We start from the raw sequence: 17,542 nt of genomic DNA, 5'->3' as shown, positions 1-17,542 counted from the left end.
AAACCCCCGGACAAAACCAAACCTATTACACCCCCCCCGGGCTTTCCCTGCTGTATTTCCTTATGGTCCCCTTTTTTTGGGCCCGCTCCGGCAATTCGCCAAAACTCTCCCCCCTTTTGCCCCCCCCCGGGGGGGGGGCCCGATTCTTGACCTGTCATGACGATCGACAGTCATCGTAGCGGCGGCCGCCAGCCAACTCAGTTTTTCAATCGAACGGAATGCTTGAGCAGCGCAATGTTCAATAGGGGGCAACAACGGTGCATCATCGGGTAAAGCCAGGCGAATGTCTGACCATTGGTCGATTGCTGCCGGTCACAATATAAAATCATCCACTGTGGCCATGCCGAAAATGTGCTTTTTCGAGGGGAAAATGGCAGTGCTTTTAACTGGTTGGTTAACCAGACCAAGGGGTTTTTCATGGCTGATTTGGTCATACCTCTCCGATTTTCCCCATGCAATCCGGAAAAAAAGACGAAAAAATCGGCGGTGCTATCGACTACCTTCCGACTCGTCGAAAAGCCAGTAACGACGCGGGCCGCGTCGCCAAAGATGGCAATGTACAATCAGCCATGGACACTGCCGTTGGTCAGTAAAACTGATCAAAAAATGAACGGAGACGGGTTTTTCCGTTCAGAATACGCAGCAGGTGACACCGGCTCTGACCCTCACCTGACCCCCAGAAGCGGAAGTTAAACCTCATATGCACCAAGTGCGATTGGGGTTTTTTGTTACCTAAAAATGGAAGTGTCGAATGACTAACTAATAGTTCATTCGTGAAACTCACATTTATCTTGGCCGCGTAACGCCGCAAGATTAATTAATAGTAATGAGTGGATATTGACTGCCATCCGCAACGGAAAATTCCAATTAATCCGTGCCGAGCGTCATGTTGATTCACTATTAAAACAAAGAGGCAACCATGGATCTTAGTTTTCTTTCTTCGCCAGCCGTGGAATATGTTCGTTTGGGCGTTGTGTATTTCCACCTTATCGCCTGCTGTGTGGCAATCGGCCTGGTATTGACCAGTGACGTCGCAATGGTCAAGCAACTCCTGAAGGGAGATGCGTCAGGTCACCATGATGACGCACACATGGAAAGCCTGCAAAAAACCGTAGTACTTGCACTTTGGGCCCTTTGGATTACGGGCATTGGTATTGTCGGGATCGATTATGCCGGCAAGGGGATGGAGTATTTCCTCAATCCAAAACTGCAAGCCAAGATCGGGATCGTTGTACTGTTGACCTTTAACGGCTTCGTGTTGCATAGCGCTGTATTGCCGGCGCTGAAAAAAGCCGGTTCGTTACTTAATCTTTCCTTCAACCTGCGCATGCTGGCGCTGTTCTCCGGTGCGCTCTCTGCGGTGTCGTGGTTCTATGCCGCCATGCTGGGTGTTGGTCGTCCGCTGGCCTGGAAATACTCGCTGGTCGAGTTGCTGGCAGCCTATCCGGTTCTCATCGTCGGTGGATTCGCGACGATGGTACTGCTCACCGCCTATGCAAAAAACAAAGGCAGCGAAGGACGTCTGGAACAAGACACCTGGAGCGCACGACACGCCGCCCTGGCTTGATGGTAAAGCCAGGTTGAACAGGCAGGTTCTGCGTTAGCAGATACATACCGCTATTCGTTATTTACAAATTCTAGTTATTTACCAACTCTCAATTTGAGGAAACCCAAATGAAATCCATGAAAGTTCTCTTCGTAGTCGCCGCCCTGACCGCTTCTTCCCTGGCAATGGCCACAGGTGGCGGTGATCGTACCTTCACTCGCATGGAGTCGGCCCGGAAAGTCTCGATGGAAGCCTTCCAGGTTGCCCAGAAGCAGAAAGCTGAAGCCGCTGTAGCCGAAAGCAAAGCCAAGGCCGCCGATCACAGCAATAGCTGATCCGTGTAGCAAGTCCCGAGGCCGTCGGAAATGTACGGCCTCAAGCTTCAAATGCTGCACCCAAGGTGCCGCTGTGTGGGTTTAGCCGGGATCCTGGTTACAAGAATCCAATTCGTTGAATCACCCCGTTGAATCCACAATAGTAAGCAGCCTTTCGCGAAGGGCTGCTTCACGTCCCGAATCACCGTAGCAAGAATGCGGCCTCCTGCTCCCTCCCCCTTTTCATGAATCTGCTGCGTTGTCAGGCCGGCATAGCCCGGAATGATTCCTGCGATTGCCATGTGTTTCCTTCGTCCTTTCATGCGTCGCACTGTTCATTGCCCGTTGCCGTATGTCTGGAGTTTCCCCAATGCCCTCGCCTGAATCCTTGCCCGCTGCCTTGCTGGGCCTGGCCCTTGTTTGTCCGGCCATGACCGAGGCTCAGAGCCTGGAACTGGGACAAGTGCTGATCGGGGCTGAGGACCGGAGCGACGAAGACCAGACGATCGAGGCCGCCAAGGCGCGGCTGGCCCAGGTGCCCGGCGGTACCAATGTGGTCGACCTGCGCCGCCCGCTGCAGGGGCGCGTGGCCAGCAACCAGGATGTGCTGGCTTACCAGCCCGGGATCCATGCCCAGTCGGCGGGTAACGAAGGGGTGAAGATTTCGATCCGCGGATCGGGCATCAACCGTGCACCGGGTGCCCACGCCTCGGGACTGTACGCCATGCTCGACGGTCTGCCTCTGACCGGCCCTGGCGGCACGCCCTATGAATTGCTGGAACCGCTGTGGCTCGACCATGTGGAAGTGCTGCGCGGCGCCAACGGATTCGACCGGGGCGCACTGGCCCTGGGCGGTGCCATCGATTACGTCAGCCACACTGGCTACGACTCACCGTTGTTGCAGGTGCGCTACGCGACCGGCAGCCACGGCTACCTCCAGCGCCAGGTCAGTTCCGGGCAAGTGCTCGGCGACTTCGATTACTACGTGGCCATGACCGAGGCAAACGCCGACGGCTACCAGGACCATACGGCCAGCGAGAGCCAAGGCGTCATCGCCAACTTCGGTTATCGCCTCAATCCCGACCTGGAAACACGCTTCTACCTGCGCCACCGCCAGACCGACAACGAGCTCGCGGGACGCGTGACCAAGCACTCCATCGAGCACGACCCTCGGGCGGCCAACCCCGCCTACGTGGCGCGGGATGACCGCCGCGACGAGCCGGGCAGCACGTTTATCGGCAACAAGACCACCTGGTACATCGATGACGATTCGAGCATCCAGACCGGCCTGGTCTACCACGACTATCCCATGGACTTGAGCGAGGGACCAAACCGCCTGAAGGTGGCATACACCGACGTCAGCGGCACCTTCGACTACAAGCGTCGCGACACGCTCTGGGGTCTGCAAAGCCAAAGCACGCTGGGCCTGCGCGTGACCAGACACCTGCCCAATGCCGGCGCCAGCGAGTTCGTGCGCATCCCCACCGGCAACACTGCCGGTTACGCGCCGGGCACGCCGATTCGCAACTTCACCTATCAGGGCTCGGACACCGTCCTGCATGCCGGCAATGACCTGGAGATCGCCGACGACCTGTGGCTGACCACCGGCCTCGCTGCGATCTACACCCGCCGTGAAAGCGACGTCACCTACCCGCAGGAAGGTGGCAAGACCAGCCTGCACGACTGGGACTACGCCCCGCGCGTGGGCCTGCGCTATCAATTGACACCTGACCTGCAACTGTTCGGCAATCTCAGCCGCTCGGTCGAGGCGCCACACCCCTGGTCGCTGATCTATAGCTCCAACATTCGACTCCCTGCAGGCAGCGGCGTCGCCACCGGAGCCCAGCGCGATCCGGTGAAGCTGCAAAACCAGACCGCCACCACCCTGGAAATCGGTGGCCGCGGTGACAGCACCTTGGGGCAATGGAGCCTGGCCTGGTACTACGCCCAGGTGCGCCATGAATTGCTTTCGGTGTTGCCGGATGCCAATGCCACCACGCCCTACGAGCTCAACGCCAGCCCCACCGTGCACCAGGGCGTGGAAGCCAGCCTGCTGAGCCCGCTCTGGTCACCGGATGATGGCGGCCAATTGAGCCTGCGCCAGAGCTATACCTTCAGTGACTTCCACTATCGCGACGATGACCGCTTTGGCGACAACCGCCTGCCGGGCCTGCCGATGCACTATTACCAGGGCGAACTGCGCTACGACTGGCCACAAGGCTTTTTCGCCGCACTCAACACGCAATGGGCGTCCAAAGTGGCCGTCGACTACGCCAACAGCTACTACGCCGATCCCTACGCCATATTCGGTGCGACCCTGGGCTACAACGCCCCCAAGGGCGACTGGCAGACCTGGCTGGACCTGCGCAACCTGACCGACAAGCACTATGCCGCCACCGTCACGCCGGGCTACGACGACAAAGGGCTGGACGCGGCACGATCCACACCCGGAGAAGGCATGGCGATGTACGTCGGGGTGTCGTGGAGCCTGCTCTGAGGTCGGGTTTACCGGCCGTAAGGCACTTCGAAAGGCACGCTCACGGAGTACTGAAAGATGCCGCTCACTGCCAGCCACCCTGGCTCCGTCGAGAGAATCGATTCACCTCAATTATTTTGCAAATATAGATAGCTCACTAATTACAAGCTCAACTATGATGAGCTAACTCCCCTGCGGCAGATTTCACCATGACCGACCCATTGACCCTTGGTTTTGCCCTGCATGACAGCGCCCGGCTGATGCGCAAGCGGTTTGAACAACGCGCGCGGCATGTCGGCCTCACTCGCTCGCAGTGGCAGGTGCTGGCCATGCTGTCGACCCATGAAGGCATTCATCAAAAAGGGCTCGCGGATTTACTGGAGCTCGAATCAATCACCCTCGTGCGTCTGCTGGACAAGATGGCCGAGCGCGGTTTGGTCGAGCGACGTCGCCACCCTACGGATCGACGCCTGTCCCTGCTGTTTTTGACCGAGCAGGCCCATCCGCTGCTGCAACTCATGCGGGACATGGGCCGGGTTACCCGTCAGGAAGCCACGCGCGGATTCTCTGCCGAGGAGGAACAACTGCTACTGCAGATGATGAAGCGGATGAGGTCCAACCTGATCGAAGCCTGCAATCTTCCCGTTGAAGAACAGGAGCATCGTCATGATTGAGAGACGGCAACTCGTGCGCACCACGCTCTTCGCCTTGCTCCCCATCGTGCTGGTGGTCGGCGGCTATCTGTATGTAACGGGCGGGCAGATCATTTCCACCGACAATGCCTACATACAAGCCGACCATGTCGGCGTCTCCACCGATGTCTCGGGGCTTGTCGCCTCGGTTGATGTAAAGGACAACCAGCGGGTGGTCAAGGGCCAGGTCCTGTTCACCCTCAAGCCCGAACCCTTTGAGATTGCGTTGGCCAGTGCCAGGGCGCAACTGAGCAATGTGCGTAACCAGATCCTCAATCTCCAGGCCAATTACAAGCAGGCGCAGGCCGAAATCGACCAGGCGCAAATCGACCTTGCCTACTACCAGGCCAGCTTCCAGCGTCAGCAAACCCTGCTCAGCGTATCCGCGGTTTCCAGAACCAACTACGACGATGCCAGGCATGCGCTGGACAGCACCCGGCAAAAAATCACCGTGGCCAAGGCCACTGCACAAATGGTGCTGGCGCAACTCGGTGGAAATATCGCAACCCCCGTCGAACAACAGTCCACGTATCTGGTTGCCCAGGCCGCCGTCGACGAAGCACAGCGCAACCTGAACAACTCGGTGGTCAGGGCTGCGTTTGACGGAGTCGTGACCAACGTCGATTCGCTGCAAGTCGGCTCGTACCTGCAACCACCACAATCGGGCATCAGCCTGGTGTCGGCCGACCACCTGTGGGTCGCGGCGTCGCCGAAGGAAACCGAACTGACCCACATGAAACCCGGCCAGTCCGTCCAGATCAGCGTCGACAGCTACCCCGGCGTGCAGTGGCACGGCACCGTCGACAGCATCAGCCCGGCGTCGGGTTCGAGCTTCTCGTTGCTGCCCGCGCAAAACACCACGGGCAACTGGGTCAAGGTCGTGCAACGGATTCCCGTGCGCATCAGCATCGATGACGCCGGAGAAAAACCGCCGCTGCGCACCGGCATGAGCGTGCAGGCAGAAATCGACACTGGCTCGGCCCGTGGCCTGCCGCACCTGTTCTCGGGGCTGCTGGCGGACAAGGTCTCTGCCCCGGCTCTGGCCCATGAATGACCCGGCAGCGACCGAACCCGTGGCCCATCGCGGGATGATCACCGCGTGCGTCGTGCTGGCCGTGATCATGCAAGCGCTCGACACTACCATTGCAAACGTCGCCCTGCCCTACATGCAAGGCAGCATCTCGGCCAGTTCCGACCAGATCAACTGGGTGCTGACGTCCTACATCGTCGCCGCTGCAATCATGACGCCGCCGTCTGCCTTTCTGGCCCGACGCTTCGGGCGCAAACGCGTGCTGCTGTGGGCGATTATCGGTTTTGTGGTCTCGTCGATCCTTTGCGGCCTGGCGCAGTCGCTGGAAGAAATCGTTCTCGCCCGCCTGCTGCAGGGCCTGGCGGGCGCGGCGCTGGTGCCTCTGTCCCAAGGCATTCTGCTGGACATCTACAGCCTCAAGGAGCGCGGTTCGGCCATGGCGCTGTTCGGTGTGTCGGTCATGGTCGGCCCCGTGCTGGGGCCGATGCTCGGTGGCTGGCTGACTGAGCACTTCAGTTGGCGCTGGGTGTTCTTCATCAATTTGCCCATCGGAATGCTGGCGCTGGCCGGGATCGTCTATTACGTCAGCGAAACGACCACCGACACCACGACCCGCCTGGACTGGCTCGGCTTCGGCTCGCTGAGCGTGGCGATCATGGCCCTGCAACTGTTCCTGGACCGGGGTGAGCAACTGGGCTGGTTCGCTTCCGGTGAAATCCTGGTCGAAGCGATCGTGGCCGCTGTCGCCTTGTATGTGTTCCTGGTCCACACCTTCACCACAGACACCCCCTTTATCAGTCCCAAGCTGTTCAAGGATCGCAATTTTTCGATCAGCGTCATCTTCATTTTCATCGTCGGTATTACCTACCTGGCCTCACTGGCGCTGATGACGCCTTACCTGCAAACCCTGATGGGCTATCCGGTGCTGACCGCCGGCATGGTGATGGGCCCGCGAGGCCTGGGCACGATGCTGACCATGTTCCTCGCCGGCCGACTGTTGGGCAAAGTCGATACCCGCCTGTTACTGCTGACGGGCCTGGGATTGTCAGCGCTGTCGATGGGGTTGATGACCGGCTGGACGCCTGATGTGTCGATGCAAACCGTCATCTGGGCGGGCTTCATCCAGGGCACCAGCCTGGGCATGCTGTTTGTGCCACTGACCACGGTTGCCTTCGCGACCCTGCCCGCCTCCTTGCGCGCCGAAGGCACCGGGCTTTACAGCCTGTCGCGAAATGTCGGCTCCAGCGTCGGGATCTCCATCGTGACCGTGCTGCTCACCCAGAACATCCAGGCTAACCATGAGCAGATAGGTGCCTACGTCACGCCTTTCAACCGGGCCTTCGACGCAGGGTCGATCAAGAGTTACCTGGACCCGATGGCCGCCTCCGGCCGCGCCACCCTGGACGCCCTGGTCAACGTGCAAGCCAGTTGGATCGCCTACGTGGACGACTTCAAGCTGCTGATGCTGTTGTCACTGGCGGTCATGCCATTGTTGCTGATTATCAAAGCCCCAAGCCCCCAGACACAGAAAGAGCCGGCACCGGTCATGGAATAAAGAGCGGCGTGAGCTTATCTGCACAAACGCAAAAACCGGGACTCGCCCGGTTTTTACGCACCTGTTGAAACCAGCGTTGGGCCGCCACGTCAGACCTTGAAGTCGGTGGACAGCGCCAGCGCTTTCCATTCGGTCAGTTCCGCCTGCACAAAGCGGTTTTTCGCCTCGATTCGGGCCACGGTGTCGCTGCCCAGCGCCAGGCGTTGTGGTGGCTCTGGGGCGTTGACCAGCGCGAGCATCGCTTCGGCAAACTTCACCGGATCGCCAGGCTGCGCATGGTTGGCGCCTTCGGCAAACTGGCGCATCTTGCCGACGGTTTCCTCGTAGTCCGGCAGTTCCAGGGCGGTCTTGATCAGCGACTGCTCGTCCAGGAAGTCGGTGCGGAAGAACCCGGGCTCGACAACCGTCGCATGGATGCCCAAGGGCGCCAGTTCCTGATGCAGCGCTTCGGTAATGCCCTCCACCGCAAACTTGGTGGAGCCGTAGACACCCCAGCCCATGTAGGCCTGATAGCCGCCGATCGATGAGATGTTGATGACATGACCACTACGCTGGCGCCGCATGTGCGGCAGTACGGCGCGGGTGACATTGAGTACACCGAACACGTTGGTGGCGAACAGACGCTCCGTTTCGCTGGCACTGGTTTCTTCCACCGCGCCCAGCACACCGAAACCGGCGTTGTTGATCAGCACGTCAATGCGCCCGAAACGCTTGATGCCTTCTGCGACAGCCTGATGCGCCTCTTCCTCGCGAGTGACGTCCAGCCGCACGGCGAGCAGGTTCGGGTAATCACCCAGGCGATCAGTGATGTCTTGTGGATTGCGGGCAGTGGCGATAACGGCGTCGCCGGCACGCAAGGCGTGTTCTGCGATGAGGGTGCCAAAACCACGGGAAGCGCCAGTAATGAACCAGGTACGCATTTCAACTCCTCCTGTCAGCGACCCGTGCGACATTGCCGGGCCTTCTCGATGAGTTGATGCGACTTTAAGCGCGTGCTACTGATGTGATAATCCCAGCAATTTTGCATGTCTTAGTGAAAGGCGCTCACAAATGAAATCCCCCTCCACCGCCGACCTGTCGATTTTCCTGTGCATCGCCCGGCACCTGAACTTCAGTCGGGCGGCAGTGGAGCTCGGCCTCACGCCCTCGGCCCTTAGTCACTCATTGCGTGCCCTGGAGAATCGCCTGGGCGTACGGTTGTTCAACCGCACCACCCGCAGCGTGGCCTTGACTGACGCCGGGGAACGGCTTTACGCCCGGCTGAAACCGGCCTTTCGTGACATCGACGATGCACTGGAAGACCTCAACAACTTTCGCGACAAGCCCTCAGGCAACCTGCGCATTACCGCAGGTCGACAGGCGTGTGAGTTGGTGTTGCTGCCGATTGTCAGCCAGTTCTTGCAGGCGTACCCGGATATCCGCCTGGAGATCGTCGAGAGCGACGCCTTGGTGGACGTGGTCGCCGGCGGTTTTGACGCGGGGGTACGCTTTGGCAATCGCCTGGAAGCCGACATGGTTTCACTGCCCATCGGGCCGAACATGCGCTCGGTGGTCGTGGGCTCACCGGCATTCTTCGAACGGCATGTCGCACCACACAAACCCGAGGACTTGCATGGCCTGCCGTGCATCCGCCACCGCTTCCCCAGCGGCGCGATGTACCGGTGGGAATTCGAACGCGGTGGGATCACCCAGGAAATCGAAGTCAGTGGCCCGCTCACACTCGGCGATGTCAGCCTGATGATCGGGCCGGCATTGCAAGGTGTGGGTTTGGCCTATGTGTTCGAGGACATGGTTGGCAGGTATCTGGCCGATGCGCGCCTGATCCAGGTGCTGGCCGACTGGTGCCCCTACTATCCGGGCCTGCACCTGTATTACCCGAGTCGCCGCCATGTGCCGGCAGCGCTCAAGGCATTCATCGACTTCGCCCGGGCGACCCGCCAGCTCAACACGTAGCCAGCTCAACACGTAACTGCGCGCGACGACTAAGCTTTTGTAACGTCACTTCGTCCCTCAAGGAGATATCCATGAGCGCCGCCAGCCTGTCCGAGCTCGATGCTGCCCTGCCCGGTCTGACCCGCAAGATCCGCGTGCTCGATGCCCTGTCCTGGCCGGATGGGGTCGAGGAAGACTTCCTGGCGAAATGGCGCGGCGGGCGTGCCGAACTGCCCAGGGTCGAGTTGCAGCCCCGCGACCACAGTGCCGATATCGCCGCCCTGGAAACCTTTATCAGCCGCTGCGATGTGGGGCATCCGGCCGGGAATTTCCTCGCCATGACCGCCCGTAGCTATGCCACGGCCGGACACATGCTGGGCGCCATTGGAACCCCGGCGTTTACCCACTATTCGTCAGCGCTGTACCGACGTCCGGACTTCTATTACACGCGCTTGCAACTGAGCATGCTCGACGCGGCCAATTTCTTCCTCAAGACCACCGACGCCCTGCTGGGCGGTGCGCAGATTCCACCAAGCCCGGCCGAAATTCCGGCCAAGGCGTTCGCCGCCTGGCTTCAACCGGAACTGGACCGCTTCTTCGGCGTCGGACAAATTACGGTCGTGCTCGATCCGAACCTGGCCGCCAAGGCCATCGCCGGATCGAGTCGCATTCGCCTGCGGGCCAGCGCACTGTTCTCGGAGCTGGACAAAAATCAGCTGTTGCAACACGAAGCCTTCGTGCATATCGCCACGGCACAAAACGGCGCGCGGCAGCCCAACCTCATAAGCCTGGGTCTGGGCGCACCGCGCACGACCCAGACTCAGGAAGGCATTGCCACCCTGGCCGAACTGTTCACCGGCAGCATGGACATCAACCGCTTGCGTCGCCTGGCCCTGCGCGTACTCGCCGTCCAGCAGGCGCTGGAGGGCGCCGACTTCATCCAGGTGTTCGAAGGTTTCCTGGCGGCCGGGCAGACACAAGAAGAGTCCTTCCGCTCAACCCAACGGGTGTTCCGTGGCGTCGATCTGCGTGGCGGTTCGGCGTTTACCAAGGACGCCGCTTACCTGACCGGGTTGCTCGGCGTCCACACCCTGCTGCGCATTGCAATCCGCGATAACCGGCCGGAACTGGTCGGGCATTTGTTTGCAGGGCGCCTCAGCCTGGCTGACACCCTGCGTCTGGCGCCACTGTTCGACTCCGGCTGGCTCAAGGCACCGGTCTACCTTCCGGCCTGGGCCTCTGATCTGCGTATCCTGGCTGCCAACCTGGCCTTCTCGGCGTTCATCGCCCAGATCAAGCTGGACGTGCTGGACCTGAAGGTATTCATGGCATTCGCCGAAGAACACGAAAGCGATGCCAGCGCACATTGATCGGGATCACACCCTTTTAAAGACAACCGGGGTTCTTGAAATGAGCTGCTACCATTAGGAAGCGGTGTCGAGGCTGAGCTCTGTGGCTTGCAAAGCCGGCTTGCACCTGCCAGGGATGATCCACTCATTTCAAGCCTGCCTGACCACATGGGGGGTGCAATGCACATTCCATTACTTTACGCGTTGTCGGCCGTACTGTTTTTGAGCGGATATTCCTGCCTGGCACTGGGTGCGGATGCGACCGCACCGGCACCGGCACCGGCAAGCGCGGCCAATGCGGCGCCCGTCACAGCGGCGACCAAGGACCCCGTGTTCACCCAAGAACAACTGGATCAAATGCTGGCGCCCATTGCGCTTTACCCGGACCCCCTGCTGGCACAGGTACTGATGGCCACCACGTACCCCGGGGAAGTCGGTGAGGCGGTCAGCTGGTCCAAAGCGCACCCCGATGCCAAGGGTGACGATGCGGTCAAACAAGTCGCAAGCCAGCCCTGGGATCCGAGCGTGCAGGCACTGGTCGCCTTCCCGCAGGTTCTGGCAACGCTGGGGCAGGACCCCGTCTGGGTACAACGCCTGGGTGATGCCTTCCTGGCGCAGCCCGACGATGTCATGAACGGCGTACAACGCTTGCGTCGTCAGGCCCAGGCTGCTGGCAACCTGGAGAGCAACCAATACCAGAACGTGACGATTCAGAATGTCGCGGCACCGGCCAAGGCAACCACCGCCACAACACAGGCAACGGCTCCAGCTCCGGAAGCGGCACCGGCCAGCAGCTCCACCATCATCATCCAGCCTTCAGATCCACAGGTGGTGTACGTCCCCACCTATAACCCGACAACCACCTACGGCACCTGGGCCTACCCGGCGTCGCCGCCCGTGTACTATCCACCACCGCCCGCCTATTACCCCGGTCAGGCCTTGATGGCGGGGCTGGCGTTCGGCACTGGCGTGGCCATCGTCGGGGCATTGTGGGGTGAATGTGACTGGGGCAATAACGACGTCGACATCGACGTCAACCGCTACAACAACATCAACGCCAACAACCGCATCACCAACAACCAGAACAAATGGCAGCACAACCCGGTGCACCGCAATGGCGTTCCCTATCGCGACAACAAGAGCCGCGAACAGTACGGCCGCCAATTGAACGGTGCCAGTCAGCGTGAAGCCTATCGAGGGGACAACGCCCAGCGCGCTCAGGCCCGTGAAAATGCCCGCAGCTCAATGGACAGGCACGGTATCGAACGACCTGCCACCAGCAACCTCCAGGCCCGTGATCAAGCGCGCAAACTCCAGTCCGGAACTGCGGACGGCAATCGCTTGCAGGCCGGTGCAGACAGACCGAAGGCGGCTGACAGAGGCCAGGGTGCTGCCAGGAACACCCGGGACAATCAGCAGCCCAGGAACGTGAATCGTCAGGCCGATCAGCAACCCAGGAACCAGGGCGCCCAGTTGAATCAGCGCAAAGAGGGCGCCGTGCAGACGCGTCAAGGAACCAACAAGCGGCCGGCCGCCAGCGCCGGCAGTGCCCGCAACAATGCTTTCGCCGGCGCACGTTCACCGTCCCAGGCCAACCTCCAGGCCAATCGTGGCCGGTCGAGCCAGGCATCCGCCCAGCGCCCCAGTGCCTCACGATCGGCTGGTCAGCAGATCAGTCGGCCGTCCAGTCCACCAGCGCGTCAAAGGGGGGGCCGCCGTTGAAAAACCATCCTCGAGTGAAGGGACTCACGGGCTTGCTCCCTCATGTCCTTGCGATAGCTGTCGGCTTGGCGTGGTCGTGCATGGCGACGGCACAGCAAGCCTTTCCAACACCAGAAAAGGCCGCTGAAGCGTTCGTTGAAGCGCTGGGCACGGAACATTCCGATCAGGCACGCCTGACCGAGCTGCTGGGCAGTGACTGGCACAGTTACATCCCCCGTGAAGGCGTGCAGCGCGAAGATGTGGATGCGTTTTTGCAGCAATACCGTGAGCAACATCACATTGAAAACACCAGCGACCGCAAGGCAGTCCTGGCGGTTGGCAGCAAGAACTGGACACTGCCCATCCCCATGACAAAAGCCACCGACGGTTGGCGCTTTGACTTGAAGGCCGGTAGCGCCGAGATTCGTGCACGTCAGATCGGCCGCAATGAACTCGCCGCTGTGCAGTCGGTGCTGGCCTATCACGACGCCCAGATGGACTATGCGTCAGTCGATCGAGACGGTGATGGCGCTCTTGAGTATGCGCAGAAAATCTTCAGCACCCCCGGCAAGCACGATGGACTCTATTGGGCAGAAGACGATAGCGACCAGATCAGCCCCTTGGGGCCTTCGTTCGGCAAAGCCATTGCCGACGAAGACTGGCATGGTTACCGCTTCCGCATCCTTGATGGCCAGGGACCTTCGGCACCGGGTGGCGCCTACAGTTATCTCATCGGTGACAAGATGAGCCGAGGCTTTGCGCTGATCGCATGGCCAGCGAAATACAACGACACCGGAGTGATGAGTTTCATGATCAGCCATGACGGCCAGGTGTTCGAGAAGGACCTGGGACCCGGTGGTGAAAAACTGGCGAAAGCGATGAAGCGCTTTGACCCGGATGACAGCTGGAAAGAGGTGGATGAAGATCAGGCGCCGCAGGAGTGACCGGGGCGTCACTGACCTGCTGCGACGCTCCGAATCGCAGGGGGGGTCTTGTCTAGATCAACAGGACGAATCGCTCTTCGTTCCCCGTGTTGTCGTGACAGGTGGGTTGCTCAAGCTTGAAACCGCACCGATCAAGGACTGTTCTTGAACCCACATTTTCCTTGTAGGCAAAGGCAACCAGTTGCGTAAGCCCCCAACGCACTTGAGCCTGCTGGATCAGATGCCTCAGCGCCAACGTTGCCAGGCCCTGCCCGCACGCGCGTTGAGCGATCCGATAGCCCACTTCAGCAGAACCCATCGCCAGGTCGATACTTTTCAGATTGGCTCGACCAACGATTGTCTGACTGGAGTCCACGATGACAAACGGGTGCCAGGCGCCGATGGCAAAATCGGATAAATAGCTTTCGATATGATCGACTACACCCCGCAACGAGTAAAAAGCAGGGTCGCGCGCATCAATATGGGATTCAAACCATTCACGGTTATGGACTTCGAACGCCAATAACGCTTCAGTGTCAGTCTTTTTCAGCTCGCGAACGCTAAACGATTCCATTCATCACCTCTCCTTTGTCGTGCGCCGAAATGGCTCAAGTTTATCTCATACCTGAACAACCTTGCCGAGCCTGACCTTCCCCTTCCAGAGCCCGAACGGCTTGCAGAATATATACGGATAAACGTATATTCGTATTTCCATATGTGTCGAGCCCCGCAAATGCTCAATCCTGCCGCCGTATTCAAATGTCTGTCCGACGAAACCCGCGCCCGGGCCACCTTGCTCATCGCTCGTGAAGGCGAGTTATGCGTTTGTGAGCTGGTCTGTGCCCTGGACGATAGCCAGCCTAAAATTTCCCGCCATCTTGCACAGCTTCGCGGATGCGGCCTGCTGCTGGACCGCCGCCAGGGGCAGTGGGTGTATTACCGGCTCAATCCTGACCTGCCGGCGTGGGTTCGTGACGTTCTCGAGACAACGTTGCTGGCAAACGCCGATTGGCTTGAAGACAACAACACTCGCCTGAACGCGATGGGCGACCGCCCTCTCAACACTTCCGCCTGCTGCTGACCCTTCATTAGTCGAGACTGTGCATGTTGACTGCATTTAGCATTTTCCTGCTCACCATGGTGCTGGTCATCTGGCAACCCAAGGGCCTGGGTGTCGGCTGGAGCGCCTCCCTGGGAGCCGTTCTGGCCCTGTTTGCGGGCGTCGTGACGCTGGACGATATTCCACTGGTGTGGAGCATTGTCTGGAACGCCACCGCGACGTTCATCTCGCTCATCATCATCAGTTTGTTGCTCGATGAGGCCGGATTTTTCCAATGGGCCGCATTGCATGTGGCGCGCTGGGCCAAGGGTGACGGACGGCGCCTGTTCGTATTCACGATACTGCTGGGAGCCGGCGTATCCGCGCTGTTTGCCAATGACGGTGCAGCGCTGATCCTGACCCCCATCGTTGTTTCAATCCTGCTCGCGTTGCGGTTTTCGCCAGCGTCGACCCTGGCGTTCGTCATGGCGGCCGGTTTTATTGCCGACACCGCGAGCTTGCCCCTGGTGGTGTCCAACCTGGTCAACATCGTTTCGGCAGACTACTTCGACCTGGGTTTCAGCGAATACGCCTCGATCATGGTGCCGGTCAATTTCGTTGCCGTGGCGACCACTCTTGCGGTGCTGTACTGGTTTTTCCGGCGTGACATTCCCAGGCACTACTCACTGGAAGACGTGCTGGATCCGCGACGTGCCGTGCGAGACCCCCTGACCTTCCGCGTCGGCTGGATTGTTTTGGCCTTGTTGCTGATCGGGCTGTTTGCGCTGGAACCCCTGGGCATTCCAATCAGCGCAATCGCAGCGGTCTGTGCCGCGATGCTGTTCGCCGTCGCTGCGCGCGGGCATGTGATTTCCACCCGACGAGTGCTGCGTGAAGCGCCCTGGCACGTCGTGATCTTTTCGCTGGGCATGTACCTGGTGGTTTACGGGCTGAAAAACGCCGGACTGACCACCTCCATGACAATGGCCCTGAACCACATGGCCGAATTCGGCATCTGGGGCGCCGCGTTGGGCACCGGCCTGCTCACGGCTTTGCTGTCATCGGGCATGAACAACATGCCCACGGTGCTGGTGGGCGCCCTGTCGATTCAAGCCAGCGACGCCACGGGTGTGGTACGTGAAGCCATGATCTACGCCAATGTCATCGGCTCTGACCTGGGCCCCAAAATCACCCCCATCGGCAGCCTGGCTACCCTGCTCTGGCTGCATGTTCTGGAGCGCAAGGGCATCCGCATTACCTGGGGTTACTACTTCAGGGTCGGCGTGGTCCTGACGCTGCCGATCCTGCTCATCACCTTGTCCGCCCTGGCCCTGCGCCTGAGCGTTTAGCCCCTGAGCGACTGCAAAGAGGAGTCACCATGCGCGTTCTGTTTATGTGTACCGCCAATAGCTGTCGCAGCATCCTGTCCGAAGCCATGTTCAACCATCTCGCCCCGCAAGGTTTCCAGGCGATCAGTGCCGGCAGCTTCCCCAAGGGACAGGTGCTGCCCCGCAGCCTGAGCACGCTGCAAGAGGCCGGCATTGCCATCGACGGCTTGAGCAGCAAAGGCAATGACGCTTTCGAAACCAACCCTCCGGACATCGTCATCACGGTCTGCGACAAGGCCGCCGGCGAGACGTGCCCCGTGTACTTCGGACCGGCACTGAAAGCGCATTGGGGCCTGGAAGACCCATCGGACATAAAGGGCGATGAAGCAACGGTATCGGCGGCGTTCCACTCAACCCTGGCGCACATTGAAGCGCGCTGCCGGGCATTCCTGGACCTGCCTTTTGCACAACTTGACCGCGATGCGCTGAAGCGGGAACTCGACCGCATCGCCACGCTGTAACCGGAGCCCCCATGACCCATCCGTTGCCCAATCTCGACACTTCACTGACTCAACCCATCGCCGATGGACGCGACGACCAGCACAAGCCGCGCATCCTGTTGCTATACGGCTCCACTCGTGCGCGGTCGTTCAGTCGTCTGTTGGTCGAAGAAGCCGCCCGGTTGCTCGAGCACTTCGGCGCCGAGACGCGGATCTTCAATCCTTCAGGCCTGCCGTTACCGGACGACGCGCCCACCGATCACCCGAAAGTCCAGGAACTGCTAGAACTGATGCAGTGGTCTGAAGGACAGGTCTGGTGCTCGCCAGAACGCCACGGCTCCATGTCCGCCGTATTCAAGGCACAAATAGACTGGGTGCCGTTGGCGTTGGGGGCCATTCGCCCGACCCAGGGAAAAACCCTTGCTGTCATGCAAGTCTGCGGCGGTTCCCAGTCCTTTAATGTGGTGAATCAACTCCGTGTGCTGGGGCGCTGGATGCGCATGTTCACAATCCCCAATCAATCATCCGTGCCAAAGGCTTTTCTGGAGTTTGACGCCGCCAATCGCATGAAGCCCTCGTCGCTGTACGACAGGGTGGTGGACGTTATGGAGGAACTGGTGAAATTCACCCTGCTGCTACGGGATCGCCCCGATCTGGTTGACCGCTACTCGGAAAGAAAAGAATCAGCGCAGGAACTGACTCAGCGCGTGAATCAACGGTCGATCTGAATGTAGAGGTCTTCCCCTTGGCTCGATAGCCGAAAAAAGTCGCAAACCCCGATGCATCAGGGCTTGCGACTCTTTGCCGATACGTCCCTCAGACTCCCGGGACGTTTTCTGCGGGTATGCCTGCCGTGCTCATTACATCAGGCGCAGGCTTAGTGCTCTACCTCAACCACGTCGATATCCGGCGCGTCCGGGGCGTCCGCCACATCCTCTCTGGCTTCGTTCGCCTCAACCTTGGCAGCCTCTCTGGCTTCCTTCGCCTCAACCTTGGCAGCCTCTCTGGCCTCCTTCGCCTCAACCTTGGCAGCCTCTCTGGCTTCCTTCGCATCGACTTTGGCAGCGTTGCGGGCCGCATCTGCGGCAGCCCGGGCAGCGTCCCTGGCCGCATCGGCGTCTGCCTTGGCGGCATCCCGGGCTGCATCTGCCGCGGCC

At 60.0% G+C, this 17,542-nt stretch carries 17 protein-coding genes and 1 pseudogene; 14 read left to right on the top strand and 4 right to left on the bottom strand.

Translation table 11 applies throughout. The features are described from left to right. Positions 1-197 precede the first annotated feature (197 nt). Positions 198-434: a hypothetical protein gene (locus tag ACCD00_RS26125; RefSeq protein ID WP_413428184.1), complete on the bottom strand. Its 237-nt coding sequence runs from the start codon at positions 432-434 to the stop codon at positions 198-200. A 485-nt stretch (positions 435-919) separates the two neighbouring features. On the opposite strand from ACCD00_RS26125, the gene ACCD00_RS26120 reads away from it, so the two are divergent. The 6 genes from ACCD00_RS26120 to ACCD00_RS26095 all read left to right on the top strand — a co-directional run bounded on the left by ACCD00_RS26120 (position 920) and on the right by ACCD00_RS26095 (position 7,613). Further along, entirely contained in the window at positions 920-1,567 is a 648-nt protein-coding gene (locus ACCD00_RS26120; RefSeq protein WP_413428183.1) for a hypothetical protein, read from the top strand. Positions 1,568-1,674: 107 nt separating this feature from the next. Beyond that, positions 1,675-1,881 carry a co-regulatory protein PtrA N-terminal domain-containing protein gene (locus ACCD00_RS26115; protein ID WP_413428182.1) on the top strand — a complete coding sequence of 69 codons (207 nt, stop codon included), beginning with the start codon at positions 1,675-1,677 and terminating at the stop codon, positions 1,879-1,881. A 349-nt stretch (positions 1,882-2,230) separates the two neighbouring features. Then, positions 2,231-4,357: a TonB-dependent receptor family protein gene (locus ACCD00_RS26110; protein ID WP_413428181.1), complete on the top strand. Its 2,127-nt coding sequence runs from the start codon at positions 2,231-2,233 to the stop codon at positions 4,355-4,357. Between the two features lie 188 nt (positions 4,358-4,545). Beyond that, entirely contained in the window at positions 4,546-5,010 is a 465-nt protein-coding gene (locus ACCD00_RS26105) for a MarR family winged helix-turn-helix transcriptional regulator (protein ID WP_413428180.1), read from the top strand. Beyond that, positions 5,003-6,082, top strand: coding sequence for an HlyD family secretion protein (locus ACCD00_RS26100; protein ID WP_413428179.1), 1,080 nt, complete (start codon positions 5,003-5,005; stop codon positions 6,080-6,082). Before ACCD00_RS26105 ends, ACCD00_RS26100 begins: the two co-directional genes overlap by 8 nt. Next, positions 6,075-7,613, top strand: coding sequence for a DHA2 family efflux MFS transporter permease subunit (locus ACCD00_RS26095; protein WP_413428178.1), 1,539 nt, complete (start codon positions 6,075-6,077; stop codon positions 7,611-7,613). The genes ACCD00_RS26100 and ACCD00_RS26095 overlap by 8 nt, the downstream gene beginning before the upstream one ends. A gap of 89 nt (positions 7,614-7,702) precedes the next feature. Here the strand turns inward: ACCD00_RS26095 and ACCD00_RS26090 are convergent, their stop codons facing one another. Continuing rightward, on the bottom strand, positions 7,703-8,533 hold the full coding sequence (locus ACCD00_RS26090) for an oxidoreductase (RefSeq protein ID WP_413428177.1): 831 nt from the start codon (positions 8,531-8,533) through the stop codon (positions 7,703-7,705). 130 nt (positions 8,534-8,663) lie between these two features. On the opposite strand from ACCD00_RS26090, the gene ACCD00_RS26085 reads away from it, so the two are divergent. The 4 genes from ACCD00_RS26085 (at position 8,664) to ACCD00_RS26070 (ending at position 13,539) form a co-directional block, all read left to right on the top strand. Then, on the top strand, positions 8,664-9,566 hold the full coding sequence (locus ACCD00_RS26085; protein ID WP_413428176.1) for a LysR family transcriptional regulator: 903 nt from the start codon (positions 8,664-8,666) through the stop codon (positions 9,564-9,566). 71 nt (positions 9,567-9,637) lie between these two features. Further along, positions 9,638-10,915 (top strand): flavohemoglobin expression-modulating QEGLA motif protein, encoded by a 1,278-nt coding sequence (locus ACCD00_RS26080; protein ID WP_413428175.1) that lies wholly within the window; start codon positions 9,638-9,640, stop codon positions 10,913-10,915. Positions 10,916-11,074: 159 nt separating this feature from the next. Beyond that, positions 11,075-12,616, top strand: a complete 1,542-nt coding sequence (locus tag ACCD00_RS26075) for a DUF3300 domain-containing protein (RefSeq protein ID WP_413428174.1) — start codon at positions 11,075-11,077, stop codon at positions 12,614-12,616. 80 nt (positions 12,617-12,696) lie between these two features. After that, positions 12,697-13,539 (top strand): DUF2950 domain-containing protein, encoded by an 843-nt coding sequence (locus ACCD00_RS26070; RefSeq protein ID WP_413428173.1) that lies wholly within the window; start codon positions 12,697-12,699, stop codon positions 13,537-13,539. A gap of 52 nt (positions 13,540-13,591) precedes the next feature. On the opposite strand, the gene ACCD00_RS26065 is transcribed toward ACCD00_RS26070, so the two are convergent. Then, positions 13,592-14,092: a GNAT family N-acetyltransferase gene (locus ACCD00_RS26065; RefSeq protein ID WP_413428172.1), complete on the bottom strand. Its 501-nt coding sequence runs from the start codon at positions 14,090-14,092 to the stop codon at positions 13,592-13,594. Positions 14,093-14,251: 159 nt separating this feature from the next. Here ACCD00_RS26065 and ACCD00_RS26060 point away from each other — a divergent pair, with 159 nt between their 5' ends. Genes ACCD00_RS26060 through arsH form a run of 4 tightly spaced genes read left to right on the top strand, consistent with a single transcriptional unit; the run spans position 14,252 to position 17,113 of the window. Continuing rightward, on the top strand, positions 14,252-14,599 hold the full coding sequence (locus ACCD00_RS26060; RefSeq protein WP_413428171.1) for a metalloregulator ArsR/SmtB family transcription factor: 348 nt from the start codon (positions 14,252-14,254) through the stop codon (positions 14,597-14,599). Between the two features lie 23 nt (positions 14,600-14,622). Next, on the top strand, positions 14,623-15,906 hold the full coding sequence (locus ACCD00_RS26055; protein ID WP_413428170.1) for an arsenic transporter: 1,284 nt from the start codon (positions 14,623-14,625) through the stop codon (positions 15,904-15,906). Positions 15,907-15,935: 29 nt separating this feature from the next. Beyond that, on the top strand, positions 15,936-16,406 hold the full coding sequence (locus ACCD00_RS26050; RefSeq protein ID WP_413428169.1) for an arsenate reductase ArsC: 471 nt from the start codon (positions 15,936-15,938) through the stop codon (positions 16,404-16,406). A gap of 11 nt (positions 16,407-16,417) precedes the next feature. Continuing rightward, positions 16,418-17,113: an arsenical resistance protein ArsH gene (arsH, locus tag ACCD00_RS26045; protein WP_413428168.1), complete on the top strand. Its 696-nt coding sequence runs from the start codon at positions 16,418-16,420 to the stop codon at positions 17,111-17,113. Between the two features lie 149 nt (positions 17,114-17,262). Here arsH and ACCD00_RS26040 read toward each other — a convergent pair. Then, positions 17,263-17,542: pseudogene (locus ACCD00_RS26040) on the bottom strand (hypothetical protein); the annotation flags it as partial.

This window comes from Pseudomonas sp. Pseusp3, from assembly GCF_047304225.1.
Taxonomy (GTDB): Bacteria; Pseudomonadota; Gammaproteobacteria; order Pseudomonadales; family Pseudomonadaceae; genus Aquipseudomonas; species Aquipseudomonas fluorescens_CD.
This window is presented reverse-complemented; position numbering and strand designations above follow the sequence as displayed.

What these genes read in the sequence shown, in the direction of transcription:
- ACCD00_RS26060 (WP_413428171.1), top strand. Translation starts at nt 14,252, where the DNA reads ATGCTCAATCCTGCCGCCGTATTCAAATGTCTGTCCGACGAAACCCGC.
- ACCD00_RS26125 (WP_413428184.1), bottom strand. Translation starts at nt 434, where the DNA reads ATGACCAAATCAGCCATGAAAAACCCCTTGGTCTGGTTAACCAACCAG.
- ACCD00_RS26075 (WP_413428174.1), top strand. Translation starts at nt 11,075, where the DNA reads ATGCACATTCCATTACTTTACGCGTTGTCGGCCGTACTGTTTTTGAGC.
- ACCD00_RS26085 (WP_413428176.1), top strand. Translation starts at nt 8,664, where the DNA reads ATGAAATCCCCCTCCACCGCCGACCTGTCGATTTTCCTGTGCATCGCC.
- ACCD00_RS26120 (WP_413428183.1), top strand. Translation starts at nt 920, where the DNA reads ATGGATCTTAGTTTTCTTTCTTCGCCAGCCGTGGAATATGTTCGTTTG.
- ACCD00_RS26110 (WP_413428181.1), top strand. Translation starts at nt 2,231, where the DNA reads ATGCCCTCGCCTGAATCCTTGCCCGCTGCCTTGCTGGGCCTGGCCCTT.
- ACCD00_RS26095 (WP_413428178.1), top strand. Translation starts at nt 6,075, where the DNA reads ATGAATGACCCGGCAGCGACCGAACCCGTGGCCCATCGCGGGATGATC.
- ACCD00_RS26100 (WP_413428179.1), top strand. Translation starts at nt 5,003, where the DNA reads ATGATTGAGAGACGGCAACTCGTGCGCACCACGCTCTTCGCCTTGCTC.
- arsH (WP_413428168.1), top strand. Translation starts at nt 16,418, where the DNA reads ATGACCCATCCGTTGCCCAATCTCGACACTTCACTGACTCAACCCATC.
- ACCD00_RS26070 (WP_413428173.1), top strand. Translation starts at nt 12,697, where the DNA reads ATGGCGACGGCACAGCAAGCCTTTCCAACACCAGAAAAGGCCGCTGAA.
- ACCD00_RS26055 (WP_413428170.1), top strand. Translation starts at nt 14,623, where the DNA reads ATGTTGACTGCATTTAGCATTTTCCTGCTCACCATGGTGCTGGTCATC.
- ACCD00_RS26065 (WP_413428172.1), bottom strand. Translation starts at nt 14,092, where the DNA reads ATGGAATCGTTTAGCGTTCGCGAGCTGAAAAAGACTGACACTGAAGCG.
- ACCD00_RS26115 (WP_413428182.1), top strand. Translation starts at nt 1,675, where the DNA reads ATGAAATCCATGAAAGTTCTCTTCGTAGTCGCCGCCCTGACCGCTTCT.
- ACCD00_RS26090 (WP_413428177.1), bottom strand. Translation starts at nt 8,533, where the DNA reads ATGCGTACCTGGTTCATTACTGGCGCTTCCCGTGGTTTTGGCACCCTC.
- ACCD00_RS26050 (WP_413428169.1), top strand. Translation starts at nt 15,936, where the DNA reads ATGCGCGTTCTGTTTATGTGTACCGCCAATAGCTGTCGCAGCATCCTG.
- ACCD00_RS26105 (WP_413428180.1), top strand. Translation starts at nt 4,546, where the DNA reads ATGACCGACCCATTGACCCTTGGTTTTGCCCTGCATGACAGCGCCCGG.
- ACCD00_RS26080 (WP_413428175.1), top strand. Translation starts at nt 9,638, where the DNA reads ATGAGCGCCGCCAGCCTGTCCGAGCTCGATGCTGCCCTGCCCGGTCTG.